Source organism: Amycolatopsis sp. MJM2582, from assembly GCF_000754115.1.
In the GTDB taxonomy this organism is placed as follows: domain Bacteria; phylum Actinomycetota; class Actinomycetes; order Mycobacteriales; family Pseudonocardiaceae; genus Amycolatopsis; species Amycolatopsis japonica.
Genome location: NZ_JPLW01000003.1, coordinates 1097733 through 1111559, shown reverse-complemented (window position 1 = coordinate 1111559; position 13827 = coordinate 1097733). Strand labels below are relative to the sequence as shown.

The following is a 13827-nucleotide window of genomic DNA, read 5'->3' as shown; positions in this document are numbered from 1 at the left end:
CCTTCGCGCGCTAGGAACGGTCCTTTCCTCGCAAAATTTGCAAGGAAAGGACCGTTCATCGCATCGGCGAGAGGGCTAGGTCTGGGCCTTCCCACCGGCGTAGCGGGAAATGATCAACGCGACCAGGATGATCACGCCGTAGATCGCCTTCAGCCATTCCGGCGGCACCTGCGCCACCTGCAGCAGGTTGGTGACGGTCTGCAGCAGCAGCACACCGGTGAGCGCCCCGACCAGGGTGCCCTTCCCACCGTCCAGTGAGACACCGCCGATCACCGCAGCGGCGAACACCTGAAGGATCAATCCGTCGCCCTGGTCCGCACCGAGCGCGCCGACGTAACCGGTGTACGCGAGCCCGCCCAGCGCGGCCAGCACACCGGCCACGACGAAGACACCCCACGAGATCCGGTCGACGCGGATACCGGCGGCCCGCGCGGCTTCGCGGTTGCCGCCGATGGCGTACAGCGACCGGCCGATCCGGTGATACCGCAGCCCCAGCCCGAACACGGTGAACAGCGCCGCGGCCAGCCACACCGACATCGGCAGCCCGATGAACGTCGTGGTGGCGAGCGCGGTGAACACGTCCAGCTGGTCGAAGAGCGTCTTCCCCTGCGTGGACCCGATCTGCGTACCGCGCAGCACCGTCAGCATCGCCAGCGTGACGATGAAGGCGTTCAGCTTCAGTTTGACGATCAGGAAACCGTTCACGAAGCCGACCGCGGCACCGGCCACCAGCACGGCGAGGATGCCCGCGAAACCGGGGATCTCGGTGCCGAAACCCGAAGAAGCCACCGGGATGACCAGCATCGCGCCCAAGGCGGGCGCCATGCCCATGGTGGATTCCAGTGACAGGTCGAACTTCCCGGTCAGCAGTACGAGCGATTCGCCCAGCACCACCATCGACAGCGCGGCCGAAGCGGACAGGATCCCGACGATGCTGCCGAAGGTCAGGAACGTGTCGCTGATCAGTCCTCCGATGATCAGCACCACGACGAGCGCCGGCACGAGCGCGAGTTCGCGCAGCCAGCGGAACTTCCGGCGCTTCGGCGGGGCCGTGAGCGTCGAAGTCTTCGGATCGGTCATCAGTTCGGTCACCGCTCGACTCCTTCGATGTCGGCCACCAGGTCGCCGTCGGACCAGCCCGCCCGGTGTTCGGCGACCACGGCGCCGGCACGCAGCACCAGCACCCGGTCGCTCAGGCGGAGATCGTCCAGCTCGTCGCTGACGATCAGCACCGCCTTGCCCTCGGCCCGCACCCGGTCGACGACCGCGAGCAGCGCCTCCTTCGATTTGACGTCCACACCCGCGGTCGGGTTGATCAGCACCACCAGGCGCGGATCACCGGCCAGCGCACGGGCCAGGACGACCTTCTGCTGGTTGCCGCCGGAAAGGTCGGACACCGGCTGGTCCGCGTCGGCCGCGACGATGTCGTAGTCCCGCAACGCCCGCACGGCCCGGCCGTACCGCGCGCCCGGTGCCGCGAGACCACCCTTGCCCATGCGGTCCAAAATGGACAGTGTGGCGTTGTCGGCGATGGAGTGCTCCAGCACCAGTCCCTCGTGATGACGATCCCTCGGCACACAGCCGATCCCGGCACGGATCGCGGCCGGGATGTCGCCCGGTTCCAACGGTTTCCCGTCCATCCGGACCGTGCCGGAGGACGGCGGACGCAGTCCGTACACGGTTTCGGCGACCTGATGCTTGCCGCTGGCGTTGCTGCCCGCGAGCCCGATCACCTCGCCGCGGTGGATCCGGAACGTCACGTCCGCGAAGCCGTCACCGGAAAGCCCGTCGACGGCCAGGACCTCGGCGGCGTCCTCGTCCAGCGCCTCGCGCGTGGAGGCGTCGCGGACGGAAAGGCCGCCCTGTTCACCGGTCATCGCGTCGATCAGTTCGGCGCGGCCGACCTTGGAGACCGGCGCGGTCAGGATGTGTTTGGCGTCGCGCAGCACGGTGACCGCCTGGCACACCTCGTACACCTCGTGGAGGTGGTGCGAGATGAACAGGAACGTCACGCCGTTCGCCTGCATCTGACGCATCCGCGCGAAAAGCCGGTCGATCGCCTGGCTGTCCAGCTGCGCCGTCGGCTCGTCGAGCACGATGAACCGGGCGCCGTACGAGAGCGCCCTGGCGATCTCGACGAACTGCCGATCCTCGACCGAGAGCTCGCCCGCCGGGGTGTCGACGTCGACCGCCACGTCCCAGGAGTCGAGCAGTTCCCGTGCCTGACGGCGCAATCGCTGCCAGCCGATCGTGAAACCCTTGCCCGACTGGCGATTGAGGAACAGGTTCTCCGCGACGGTCAGCTGCGGGACGACCATCGCGTGCTGGTAGACGCAGGCGACCGCGCGTTTCCAGTCGTCCTGTCTGGACAAGGGCGGCGCGGGGACACCGCCGAACTCGACGTGACCGGTGTCCGTTTTGGACAGTCCGGTGAGGATGGAGACGAGCGTCGATTTCCCCGCACCGTTGCGGCCGACGAGCGCGTGCGACTCGCCGGGGTGCACGGTGAGGCTGACGTCGGACAGCGCCACGGTCGGCCCGTAGCGTTTGCCGACACCCTGTGCGCTGACCACCGGCACGGCGGCGGACCCGGCGGGCAGCGCGCTCACAGGTTGTTCCCCCAGAGTGCCTTGTCGTCCACGTTGTCCTTGGTGACGACGGGCGCGGGGAGCTGGTCTTCGAGGATCCCCGGCCGGACCTCGACGACGGTGCTGCCGTGGTCGGTCGGCCCCGCCTTGAAGGTCTCCCCCGCCATCGCCTTCTTGATCCAGTACATGCCGTACTTGGCGTAATCGTCGGCGGGCTGCGAGACGGTCGCGTCGAGTTCGCCCGCGCGGATCGCGGCCAGCTCCTGGGGAATGCCGTCGTTGCTGACCAGCACGACGTGCTTCGGGTCGCCGACCGGGAAGGAGAGGTTCTTGCGTTTGAGCGCCTGCTGCGTCGGCGCCAGGTACACGCCGCCCGCCTGCATGTACACGGCCTTGATGTCCGGGTTCGCGGTCAGCAGGCTGTCCAGGCCGGAAGAAGCCTTGTCCGCCTTCCATTCGGCGGCGATCTCCAGCACCTGGACGCCCGGGAACTTCGTCTTCATGCACTGACGGAACGCTTCGGAGCGGTCGCGGCCGTTGACCGAGGCCAGGTCGCCCATGACCTGCACGACCTTGCCCGAAGTGACCTTCGCGCCGATCGCCTCGCAGGCCTTGGTGCCGTACGCCTTGTTGTCCGCGCGCACCACCATCGCGACCTTGCCGCCCTCCGGCGCGACGTCGACGGCCACCACCGGGACGCCCTTGTTCTCCGCCGCTTTGAGGCCCGCCACGACGGCGGCGGAGTCCAGCGGCGTCACGAGCAGGCCCTTGACGCCCTGGTTGAGCAAGGTGTTGATGTCGGTGATCTGCTTCGCCGGATCGCTGTCCGCGTTGACCGTGGGCAGCGCCTCGACGCCCTGCTCCTTCGCCTTCTGCGGTACGTAGTTGTTGTAGGCCTGCCAGAACGGCGAGGTCAGCAACGGGATCGTCGCGCCGACCTTGCCGCCTCCGCCCTGGGGAGCAGTGGCTGCGTTGTTCTTAGTGGACCCGCAGGCCGACAACGCCAGCCCGAGCGCGGTGGCCGCGGCGGCCACCTTGATCACCCTCGTACGCACCGCATCCTCCTTGATGGCAGCGAAACTACTGGTGGTGGACCGGGCCGCGCGGACGCAACCCGTACATCCCTCCGTCGACCGCGAGCGCCGTGCCGGTGGTCGAAGCCGACAGCGGACTGGCGAGATACACGACCGCGTTCGCGACCTCGTCCGCGGTGACCAGCCTGCCCATCGGCTGACGGGCGGCCAGCGCGGCGCGTTCCGCCTCCGGATCGCCTGCGGCGTCGAGCAGCCTGCCGACCCACGGGGTGTCCGCGGTGCCGGGGCAGACGCAGTTGACGCGGATCCGGTCGGCGAGGTGATCGGTCGCCATCGCCAAGGTCAGCGAGAGCACCGCGCCCTTGCTGGCCGAGTACAGCGCGCGGTTGGGCAGGCCCGCCCACGCGGCGATCGAACAGGTGTTGACGATCGCGGCCGACGGCGAGTTCTTCAGATGCGGCAACGCCGCCCGCGCGAGCCGCACCATGCCGACGACGTTGATGTCGAGCACCCGGTGCCATTCGTCGTCGCTGTTGGCGGCGACGTCGCCCTGCGCGCCGATACCCGCGTTGTTGACCAGGATGTCGAGCCTGTCGAATCGCTCGGCGACCGCGTCGATCGCCGAGCGGACCTCCTTGTCGGAGCCGACGTCGCAGCGGAATCCGGTGAGGCCTTCGGGCAGGTCGCCGGGATTCAGGTCGAGCACCGCGACCTTCGCCCCGCGCGCGGCGAGCAGGTCCGCGGTGGCCCTGCCGATTCCCGAGGCACCGCCGGTGACGGCGGCGACGAGGCCTTCGAACTCACTCACTGGTTTGTCTCCGTCCACTCTGGACCGTCGGGGAAGGTGAACCGGCGCAGGGTCGCGTCGTGCATCCGGGCCGAGAAACCCGGCGCGGACGGGGCGACGTAGCGGCCGTCGACGACGGCGGCCGGATCGGTGAAGTGCTCGTGGAGGTGGTCGACCCATTCGATGGACCGGTCGGTGTCGCTCCCGGACACCGCCGCGAAATCGAACATCGACAGGTGCCGGACGAGTTCGCACAGCCCGACCCCGCCGGCGTGCGGGCAGACCGGCACCCCGAATTTGGCCGCCAGCAACAGGATCGCCAGGTTCTCGTTGAACCCGCCGACCCTGGCCGCGTCCAGTTGCAGCACCGAGATCGCGCCCGCCTGCAGCAGCTGCTTGAACACCACGCGGTTCTGGACGTGCTCACCGGTGGCCACCCGGATCGGGGCGAGCGCCTTGGCGATCGCGGCGTGCCCGAGCACGTCGTCCGGCGAGGTGGGCTCCTCGATCCAGTACGGGTCGTACGGGGCCAGCGCGGTCATCCAGGTGATCGCGGTCGAGACGTCCCAGCGCTGGTTCGCGTCGACGGCGACCCGGATGTCCGGGCCGACGGTCTCGCGGGCGAGCTTCATCCGGCGGACGTCGTCCTCGAGATTCCCGCCGACCTTCAGTTTGATCATCTCGAAGCCGTCCGCGACCGCCTGTTCGGCGAGCCGGACCAGTTTCGCGTCCGAGTAACCGAGCCAGCCGGGGGAAGTGCTGTACGCGCGGTAGCCGTCGCGTTCGATCTTCGCGATCCGTTCGGCGCGGCCGGGTTCGGCGGCGCGGAGGATGTCGAGCGCCTCTTGTTCGGTCAGCGCGTCGGAGAGATACCGGAAATCGACGAGGGAGACCAGGTCCTCCGGCGACATCTCGGCGGCGAACCGCCAGACGGGGAGCCCGGCGATCCGCGCGGCGAGATCCCAGGCGGCGTTGACCACCGCTCCGATCGCCATGTGCGCGACGCCCTTTTCCGGGCCGAGCCAGCGCAGTTGCGAGTCGCCGACCAGTGCCCGCGACAGGTCGCCGAGCCCGGCCGCGTCGGTGGGCACGTCCCTGCCGACGACGTGCGGTTCCAGCGCGCGGATCGCCGCGGCCTGGACGTCGTTGCCGCGTCCGATGGTGAAGGCGAGCCCGTAGCCGTCCGGGCCGCCGTCGGTGTGCAGCACGACGTACGCGGCCGAGTAGTCCGGGTCCGGGTTCATGGCGTCCGAACCGTCCAGCTCCCGTGAAGTGGGGAAGCGGACGTCGAGCACCTCCATGCCCACGATCTTCGCCATCACGCCTGCCTGACGTTCTGACGCTGGCGGCCGAGGCCGTCGATCTCGAGCTCGATGACGTCACCCTCGGTCAGATACGGCTTCGGCTCGGGCTGGCCGAGCGCGACGCCCTGCGGGGTGCCGGTGTTGATGAGGTCACCGGGGCGCAGCACCATGTACTGGCTCACGTAGTGCACGATCTGGGCGACCGAGAAGATCATGTCCTTGGTCGACGAGTCCTGCTTCTTCTCGCCGTTGACCCACAACCGCAGGCCGAGGCCCTGCGGGTCGGCCACCTCGTCGGCGGTGACCAGCCACGGGCCGAGCGGGTTGAAGTTCTCGCACGACTTGCCCTTGTCCCAGGTGCCGCCGCGTTCGAGCTGGAACTCGCGTTCGGACACGTCGTTCGAGACGGTGTAGCCCGCGACGTATTCCAGGGCCTCTTCGGCGCTTTTGAGGTAGCGCGCGGTCTTGCCGATGACGACGCCGAGCTCGACCTCCCAGTCGGTCTTGGTCGAGCCGCGCGGCACGAGCACGTCGTCCTCCGGTCCGACGACGACGTCGGGAGCCTTCATGAAGACGACGGGTTCGGTCGGGACCTCGGCGCCGGATTCCTCGGCGTGCTGCCGGTAGTTAAGGCCGATGCAGACGACCTTGCCCGGCCGCGCGATCGGCGAGGCGACCCTGGCCGAGGTGACTTCGGGCCCGGCTTCGGGCAGCTCGCCGGCGGCCAGCGCGGCCGCGACCCTGGCGACGCCGTCGCCCGCGAAGAAGCTGCCATCGATGTCGGCGGTCAGCGCCGAGAGGTCGCGCAGCGTGCCGTCCCCGGCACGTACGAACGGACGCTCACTTCCCGGCTCCCCGAGTCGCAACAGCTGCACGGATTTTCCCTTCCAGCCGAACCGTCAACAATCAACGGCTCCCACAGCAACGAACAGACATCCGATGTATACCCGACGACGTTCGCCAAGATCTAGGGGCCGTCCGGATTTGTCCCGAAAATTGATCGGATCAGTCTTGCGAAGTCTGGGTGGCGAGACTCACAGCGGGAATAGTTACCTACTCTAAGCAAGTTGTTCGTCGCGGAACCTTGGCTGGGGAAAGGAAGAGCATGACCATCGCGCCCGAGCGAGTGGAAGAAACCGTCGCGCGCCCTCTCACGACCGGACGCGCCCGGTTCGTCCTGATCCTTGGCGGCCTGTCCGCCTTCGGGCCCCTGTCCATCGACATGTACCTGCCCGCGCTGCCGCAGATGGCGGGCGAACTGCGCGCGGCGGACGCGACCGTGCAGCTCACGCTCAGCGCGTTCATCATCGGGCTCGCCCTCGGCCAGCTGATCCTCGGACCTCTGTCCGACGCGATCGGCCGCCGCAAACCGCTCGTGGCCGGGCTCGCGCTCTACATGGTCGGCTCGATCCTGTGCGCCGTCGCCCCGACCGCCGAACTGCTCATCGCCGCGCGCGGGGTGCAGGCCTTCGGCGCCGCGGCGGGCATCGTGATCGCCAGGGCGACCGTGCGCGACCTCTACTCCGGCACCGCGATGACGAAGTTCTTCTCGCTGCTCATGCTGGTCAACGGCCTCGCCCCGATCCTGGCGCCGATCATCGGCGGCCAGATCCTCAACTGGACGTCGTGGCGCGGCGTGTTCGTCTGCCTGACCGTGTTCGGCGCGGTCCTGCTCGCCGTCGTCTTCTTCCTGCTGCCGGAACCCCTGCCCGAGGAACGCCGCACCCCCGCGCGGTTCGGCTCGGTGCTGCGGAAGTACGCGAGCCTGTTCGGCGATCGCGGCTTCCTCGGTTACGCGCTGGCCTCCGGGCTGATGTTCGGCAGCCTGTTCGCCTACATCTCCGGCTCCTCCTTCGCACTGCAGGGCGTCTACGGGCTCAGCCCGCAGGCGTACAGCCTGGTGTTCGGGCTCAACGGCATCGGCATCGTGGCCGTCGGACAGCTGAACGGGCGCATCGTCGGACGTTTCCCGGAGCGGACGCTGCTGACCGTCGGCCTGGTCATCGCGGCGGTGGCCGGCTTCGGCGTGCTGGCCGCGACGGTGCTGGACCTCGGGCTGATCGGGCTGCTGATCCCGCTGTTCATCCTGGTGTCGAGTATCGGCATGGTGGCGCCGAACGCGAGTTCGCTGGCGCTCGCCGAACAGGCGCGGTCCGCCGGTTCGGCGTCGGCGCTGCTGGGTGTGCTGCAGTTCGTCGTCGGCGGGCTGGCGACGCCGCTGGTCGGGCTGGGCGGTCCGGGGACCGCGGTCCCGATGGGGATCGTGATGGCGGGCTTCGGCGTGCTGGCGCTGCTGGCCTTCGGGACCATGACGCGGCCTTCGCGCGCTTCGGTCCCTCTCGTGGCTGTCGCCCAGGAGGCCTGACCACCTTCCCCGGATGTCATGAAAGCTTCCCCGGATGTCATGAAAGGGCCGTTCAGGACGAAAAACGTCTTGAACGGCCCTTTCATGACATCCGGGGCACCACACCGTCAGACAAGAGACTTGAGATCGGCGGTCCTCAACTGCTCCGCGGTCACCGCCGCGCGTCCCTCGACCAGGGCCTTCAAGGCGTCCCCGTCGTCCCACTGGTTGACGTTCATCGCCGCGGCCACCTGTCCGTCCCGCAGCCAGAACGCGGTGAAGTCCCGCGCCGCGAGATCGCCCCGCACCACGAGTTCGTCGGTTTCGGGGTCGGCGAGACCGCGGTACTCGCATCCGAGGTCGTACTGGTCCGAGAAGAAATACGGACTCCGCAAGTACGGCTCGTTCTCGCCCAGCAGGTTCCCGGCCACGTGCTCGCCCTGCCACTTCGCGTTCGACCAGTGCTCGACGCGGACGCGTTTTCCGTAGCGGGGGTGGAAATGCGCGGCGATGTCGCCGATCGCGTAGACGTCGGGCGCGGCCGTCCGCAGGCCCGCGTCGGCGCAGACACCGCCGTCGTCGGACAGTTCCAGCCCGGCGGCGTGCGCGAGGTCGACCCGCGGCGCGGCGCCGACGGCCACCAGCACGACGTCGGCGGGAAGCTCGTCACCACTCTGCAAGCGGACACCGGTCACCCCGTCCGGGCCGCCGATGAAGCCGGCGACGCCTTCACCCAGCCGCCAGTTCACCCCATGCTGGGCATGAAGGTCCTTGAAGACGCCGGACACCTGCTCGCCCAGTACCGCGAGCAACGGCGAGCCGACCTGGTCGACCACGGTCACCTCGGCGCCGTGTTCCCTGGCGGCCGCCGCGGCCTCGGTCCCGATCCAGCCCGCGCCGACGATCACCACCCGCCGCGCGTCCTTGAACGCCGAGCGGAGTGCCAGCGCGTCGTCGAGGGTGCGCAGGGTCCGCAGCCCCGGCAGATCCCCGCCGGGCAGCGGTAGCGACTGCGGCCGGGAGCCGGTCGCGAGCACGAGCCGGTCGAACCGGTGCTCGCCGCCCGCGTCGTCGTGCACGAGCCGCGCGCCGAGTTCGATCCTGGTCGCGGTCACCCCGCTCCGGAAGGCGATGTCCTTTTCGCCGTAGAAACCTTCGCCGTGCACCCAGTCGGGTTCATCGGTCTTGCCCATGAGAAGTCCCTTGGACAAGGGCGGTAATTCATACGGGCGATGTGTATCGGTGCCGAGAAGCACGATCTCGCCCTCGAAACCGCGTTCCCGCAGCGTTCCGGCGGCCGTCGCCCCGGCGAGACCGGCGCCGACGATGACGATCTTCCTGGGTTCGGACATCCATGACCTCCCAAGCAGTCCCTCCCCCGGACGCTACTCCCGTTCCTCCCCTTCCGGCCTAGCGAGAGCGGAAGTCGATCACGATATGAAGGATCGGTTAACCCATCAGTAGGAACATGGGGTAATCGGCGTCACGCCCCCGAAAGCGCCTCGTCCCAGCCTCGGACGAGAAAGGGAGATCATGGGATACGGGAGGATGAGGACGTTGGCACCCCGGGACGAATGGTCGGTCGGCTGCCGGGATCTCGCGGGCAGGCGCAGGGACGTGACGGTGTTCGTGAGCAGCGACAAGATCGTGCTCGTGGCGCCGCCCGGAGAGGCCGCCGTACTCGGGCCGCTGGACGTGGGGCGCCTGCGCGCCGCGCTCCGCGACGCCGTGGTCGCGGTGGCCGAACATCCGGACCACAGTGAATGACAACTACCGTTCCTACTTCTGAGTAGGTAGAGTCGGCCCCGTTCGGAAGGAGCCGGCCATGACCACCTACTTCGTGACGGGCGCGACGGGTTTTCTGGGAAAACGCCTGGTCGCGCGCCTACTACGGCGACCTGAGACCGTAGCCGTCCATGTTCTCGTGAGGGAGACCTCACGCGGGAAGCTCCCGAGCCACGAGAAGCTCGTTCCCGTCACCGGCGATCTGACCGAACCCTCGCTGGGCATCGATCCCGCCCGCGTGGGACCCCTCGACCACGTCGTGCATCTCGGCGCGATCTACGACCTCACCGCGGACGAAGCGGCGAACCGCGCGGCCAACGTCGACGGCACGCGCAACGTCCTGGAGTTCGCCGCCGCCACGAAGGCCGGGCTCTTCCACCACGTCTCGTCGATCGCGGTCGCCGGGCAGTACGCCGGACGGTTCACCGAGGCCGACTTCGACCTCGGCCAGGGTTTCGCGTCGCCGTACCACGCGACGAAGTTCGAGGCGGAGAAACTCGTGCGACGGCACGGGAAAACGCCGTTCCGCGTGTACCGGCCGTCCGCCGTGGCCGGCGATTCGCGCACCGGTGAGATGGACAAGATCGACGGTCCGTACTACTTCCTCCCCGCGATCTCGCGGCTCGCCGCGCTGCCCCGCCGTCTTCCGCTGGCCGCTCCGGATCTCGGCGCCACGAACCTCGTTCCGGTCGACTACGTCGTCGAAGCGATGGAACACCTCATGCACATCGACGCGCCCAGTGGCAGCACGTACCACCTCGCGTCGCCGCGACCGCAGCCGCTTCACGAGGTCTACAACGCGTTCGCGCGGGCCGCGGGTGGGCCGAAGATCTCCGCCGTCCTTCCCGCCCGGCCTTCCGGAGCGCTCAAGCGCGCGGGAACCCGGCTGGCGAAATCCGCGGCCGCCGGTTTCGACCGGGTCCCCGGCGGACGGTCGGCCCGTGCGGCGGTGCTCGCGGAACTCGGCATCCCGCTCGAAGTCCTGCCGCATCTGAGCATGGAGGTCGACTTCGACACGAGCGCGACCACGGCCGCGCTCGAAGGCAGCGGGATCACCTTGCCCCCGTTGAAGGAGTACGCCGGCCCGCTCTACCGGTACTGGCTCGCGCACCTGGATCCCGATCGCGGCCGCCGCCGTCCCGGCCCGGAACCGCTCGACGGCCGCAAGGTCCTCATCACCGGCGCGTCCTCGGGTATCGGGCGCGCGTCGGCGCTCGCCGTCGCCGCGAAGGGTGGCGAAGTGATCCTCGTGGCCAGGCGCGCCGACGAACTCGAAGAGGTCCGCGAGCAGATCGTCGCGGCGGGCGGCAAGGCGTCCGCGTATCCGTGCGACCTCACCGACGGCGGCGCCGTCGACGCTCTGGTCAAGGACGTGCTCGCCGCGCACGGCGCCGTCGACATGCTGGTCAACAACGCGGGCCGCTCGATCCGGCGGTCGCTTTCGCTGTCCACCGAACGGTTCCACGATTTCGAGCGCACGATGGCCATCAACTACTTCGGACCCGTGCGGCTGACGCTGGGCCTGCTGCCGTCGATGACCGCGCGCGGTTTCGGCCACGTCGTCAACGTGACCACCCAAGGACTCCAGACCGACACCCCGCGGTTTTCCGCTTACCTGGCCTCGAAGGCCGCGCTGGAGGAGTTCGGGCTGACCGCCGGGCGGGAAACGCTTTCCGACGGCGTCACCTTCACCTCGGTCCGGATGCCGCTGGTGCGCACCGACATGATCGCCCCGACCGGTTCCTATCGCGGCATGCCGTCGAGCTCTCCCGAACGCGCCGCGGCGCTCGTGGTGAAGGCATTGGAGAAACGACCGGAGATCCTGAACCTGCCCGAGGGCACGGCCGCCGAACTGGTGACGCTCGTCGCACCGAAGACGGCCCGGTTCTTCGCCCACCTCGTCTACCGCGCGATGCCCGAATCCGCGCCGGAATCCCGTGGCCTGCCCCGAAAGGCCCCGCTCGCCTCGGTGGCGGGCGCGGTCACCCGGCTGGTCTGGCGCCGTCGTCCCTGACGTCCCGCCGCCGGGGCTCGATCGGGGGACGCCCCCGGCCGCTACCATCGGTTTCCGATACGCCGGGGGGTCGGCGGGCACGGGCCGAGGTAGGGACGACCGGGAAGGGGCAGTGTGGACGTCGCCAGTCCCCCGCTGTCGACCGGACCGGGCGCGCAGGTGGTACGTCCGTCCAGGACAGTGCTGCGGCTTTCCCTGCACGCGGCCTGGGTGCTCGCGCTCGCCGTCGCCACCGAACTCCGGGTGGGGCGCTTCGGTTTCCACCCGTCGGACCAGGGTTTCATCCTGGCCCAGGCCTGGCGGGTGCGGCACGGGGAGGTGCCGCATTCGGACATCATCTCCGCGCGGCCGCTGGGTTCGGCGTACCTGCACATCGTCGACTTCCTGCTGCCGGGGCCGCTGTTCTTCGTCTCCAGCGTGCTCAGCATGCTGGAGATCATCCTGGCGACCATCGCGTTCGCCGTCCTGGTCACCCGCCGCCGCGTGCGGGACTGGGGGCCGGGGCTCACCGGGCTGACGGCGGCCGCGTCGCTGCTGAACCTCAACGCGTTCCCGCTCATGGCGTGGCACACGATCGACGGGATCTTCCTGACCGCGTGCGGCGCCTGGGCACTGGATTCGGGGCTGCGCAACGGTAAGGCGTGGCCTCGACGGCTCGGCCTGGTGTTGCTGGGCACCTCGGTGTTCGTCAAACAGAGTTTCGCGCCGGTGCCGCTGATCGCGCTGTGCTGGCTGCTGCTGCACCCGTCGCTGCGCGAGGGAGCGTTCCGCACGGGCCGCTGGTGGGGGCGGCTGGCCTGGGATCTGCTGGCGCTGGGCGCTTTCCTGGTCTTCTACGTCGGAATCGTCACCCTCGACGGCGGACTCGGCGCGATGGCCGAGCAGCTCACCGGCGGTCTTCCCGCGTACGGCGAGCGGCTTCTCGGGCTGTGGCTGGAAAATCCCGCGTCCCTGCTGCGTCCACCGGTGCGGGGCTTGACGTTCTTCCTGATCGCCGGGGTGTTCCTTGCCCTGCTCGGGACCTTCCGCGACCGCGCCGGTTTCGCCGGGGCGCTCCTCGCCCGGCTGCTGCTCCTGGCGGGGGTGGCGGTGGTGGTCGGCACCGTCGTCGACGGGCATTTCACCGGCGCGTCGCGCTGGGCGGACGTCCTCTGGTGGATCCTCGGTGTCGCGCTGCTGGTGAACTGGGTCGCGACGCGGCGATTCCCGAGAATGGGCGCGCTGGTCTTCGCGACCGGCTTCATGACCAGCCTGTCGTGGGGCAACGACACCCCGACGTTGTTCACCGGAACACTGGCGCTGACGGCGATCCTGCTGCTCGCGGACGCGCTGCCGCCACTGCCGGAACCGCCTCGCCGGGTGCGTCTGGTGGGCGCGACGGCGATGGGCCTGGTCGCGGTGCTGGCGTCGGGCTGGGCCGTGGTCGCGCATCACGACGAAGCCGCGTACCTCGACATGGCGCACGAGAAGCTGACCGGCGACCTCGGCACGGTGACGCCGTCGATGCGCGGCATCCGGACGAATCCGGGCACCTACACCTACATCTCCCAGATCCAGGACTGCGTCACGCGGTTCCCCGCCGGGCGGACGGCCGTCCTGCCCGACAACCCGTTCGCGTATCCCGCCTTCGGACTGCGCAACCCGTTCCCGCTGGAATGGCCGCTGCCGCTGGAGATCGTCGCCGACGCCCCGGAACGCATGCTCGCGGCGGCCGACGGGCTCAACCGCGACGGCGACTACCTCGTGCTGTTCCAGACCGTGAGCATGCCGGTGCTGGCCAAGGGCGGGCCGGTGCCCGCCCAGGTCGCCGGGGACGCCCCGATCTTCGACTACCTCGGGCTGGAGAACGCGCTGCGGTCGCGCCTGACCGGGCAGACCGTCACCTGCGGCAGCTTCATCGGCAAATGGGCACCCCGCCCCTGACGCGTTTCGTCCTCTGAATGCGGTAGTTCGCGCTGCCAACTACCGCAT

At 69.2% G+C, this 13827-nt stretch carries 11 protein-coding genes; 4 read left to right on the top strand and 7 right to left on the bottom strand.

Annotation, left to right across the window (positions count from 1 at the left end; genetic code table 11):
- Positions 1–75 precede the first annotated feature (75 nt).
- Genes ED92_RS24015 through ED92_RS23990 form a run of 6 tightly spaced genes read right to left on the bottom strand, consistent with a single transcriptional unit; the run spans position 76 to position 6588 of the window.
- A complete protein-coding gene (locus tag ED92_RS24015) occupies positions 76–1092 on the bottom strand; it encodes an ABC transporter permease (RefSeq protein WP_037342171.1) in 1017 nt (338 codons plus the stop codon).
- Positions 1089–2609, bottom strand: coding sequence for a sugar ABC transporter ATP-binding protein (locus ED92_RS24010; RefSeq protein WP_037342170.1), 1521 nt, complete (start codon positions 2607–2609; stop codon positions 1089–1091). Before ED92_RS24010 ends, ED92_RS24015 begins: the two co-directional genes overlap by 4 nt.
- Entirely contained in the window at positions 2606–3643 is a 1038-nt protein-coding gene (locus ED92_RS24005; protein ID WP_037342169.1) for a sugar ABC transporter substrate-binding protein, read from the bottom strand. The genes ED92_RS24010 and ED92_RS24005 overlap by 4 nt, the downstream gene beginning before the upstream one ends.
- A gap of 25 nt (positions 3644–3668) precedes the next feature.
- Positions 3669–4430: an SDR family NAD(P)-dependent oxidoreductase gene (locus ED92_RS24000; protein ID WP_037342168.1), complete on the bottom strand. Its 762-nt coding sequence runs from the start codon at positions 4428–4430 to the stop codon at positions 3669–3671.
- Complete coding sequence (locus tag ED92_RS23995; RefSeq protein ID WP_037342166.1) at positions 4427–5728, bottom strand: enolase C-terminal domain-like protein; 1302 nt, start codon at positions 5726–5728, stop codon at positions 4427–4429. The genes ED92_RS24000 and ED92_RS23995 overlap by 4 nt, the downstream gene beginning before the upstream one ends.
- Positions 5728–6588, bottom strand: a complete 861-nt coding sequence (locus ED92_RS23990; RefSeq protein ID WP_037342165.1) for a fumarylacetoacetate hydrolase family protein — start codon at positions 6586–6588, stop codon at positions 5728–5730. The genes ED92_RS23995 and ED92_RS23990 overlap by 1 nt, the downstream gene beginning before the upstream one ends.
- Before the next feature lie 230 nt (positions 6589–6818).
- Here ED92_RS23990 and ED92_RS23985 point away from each other — a divergent pair, with 230 nt between their 5' ends.
- A complete protein-coding gene (locus ED92_RS23985) occupies positions 6819–8078 on the top strand; it encodes a Bcr/CflA family multidrug efflux MFS transporter (protein WP_037342164.1) in 1260 nt (419 codons plus the stop codon).
- Positions 8079–8185: 107 nt separating this feature from the next.
- On the opposite strand, the gene ED92_RS23980 is transcribed toward ED92_RS23985, so the two are convergent.
- A complete protein-coding gene (locus ED92_RS23980; protein WP_037342162.1) occupies positions 8186–9409 on the bottom strand; it encodes an NAD(P)/FAD-dependent oxidoreductase in 1224 nt (407 codons plus the stop codon).
- 196 nt (positions 9410–9605) lie between these two features.
- Between ED92_RS23980 and ED92_RS23975 the strand changes: the two genes are divergently transcribed.
- From ED92_RS23975 to ED92_RS23965, 3 genes are all read left to right on the top strand, one after another.
- A complete protein-coding gene (locus ED92_RS23975) occupies positions 9606–9824 on the top strand; it encodes a hypothetical protein (RefSeq protein WP_039922712.1) in 219 nt (72 codons plus the stop codon).
- Between the two features lie 58 nt (positions 9825–9882).
- A complete protein-coding gene (locus tag ED92_RS23970; protein ID WP_037342161.1) occupies positions 9883–11856 on the top strand; it encodes an SDR family oxidoreductase in 1974 nt (657 codons plus the stop codon).
- Positions 11857–11970: 114 nt separating this feature from the next.
- The gene (locus ED92_RS23965) at positions 11971–13779 is read left to right on the top strand and encodes a hypothetical protein (RefSeq protein WP_037342159.1); all 1809 of its coding nucleotides are present in this window, start codon (positions 11971–11973) and stop codon (positions 13777–13779) included.
- The last annotated feature ends 48 nt before the right edge of the window (positions 13780–13827 follow it).

Excerpts from the sequence above, each read along its gene's own strand:
- ED92_RS23975 (WP_039922712.1), top strand. The coding sequence starts at position 9,606 with ATGAGGACGTTGGCACCCCGGGACGAATGGTCGGTCGGCTGCCGGGAT.
- ED92_RS23980 (WP_037342162.1), bottom strand. The coding sequence starts at position 9,409 with ATGTCCGAACCCAGGAAGATCGTCATCGTCGGCGCCGGTCTCGCCGGG.
- ED92_RS23995 (WP_037342166.1), bottom strand. The coding sequence starts at position 5,728 with ATGGCGAAGATCGTGGGCATGGAGGTGCTCGACGTCCGCTTCCCCACT.
- ED92_RS23970 (WP_037342161.1), top strand. The coding sequence starts at position 9,883 with ATGACCACCTACTTCGTGACGGGCGCGACGGGTTTTCTGGGAAAACGC.
- ED92_RS23985 (WP_037342164.1), top strand. The coding sequence starts at position 6,819 with ATGACCATCGCGCCCGAGCGAGTGGAAGAAACCGTCGCGCGCCCTCTC.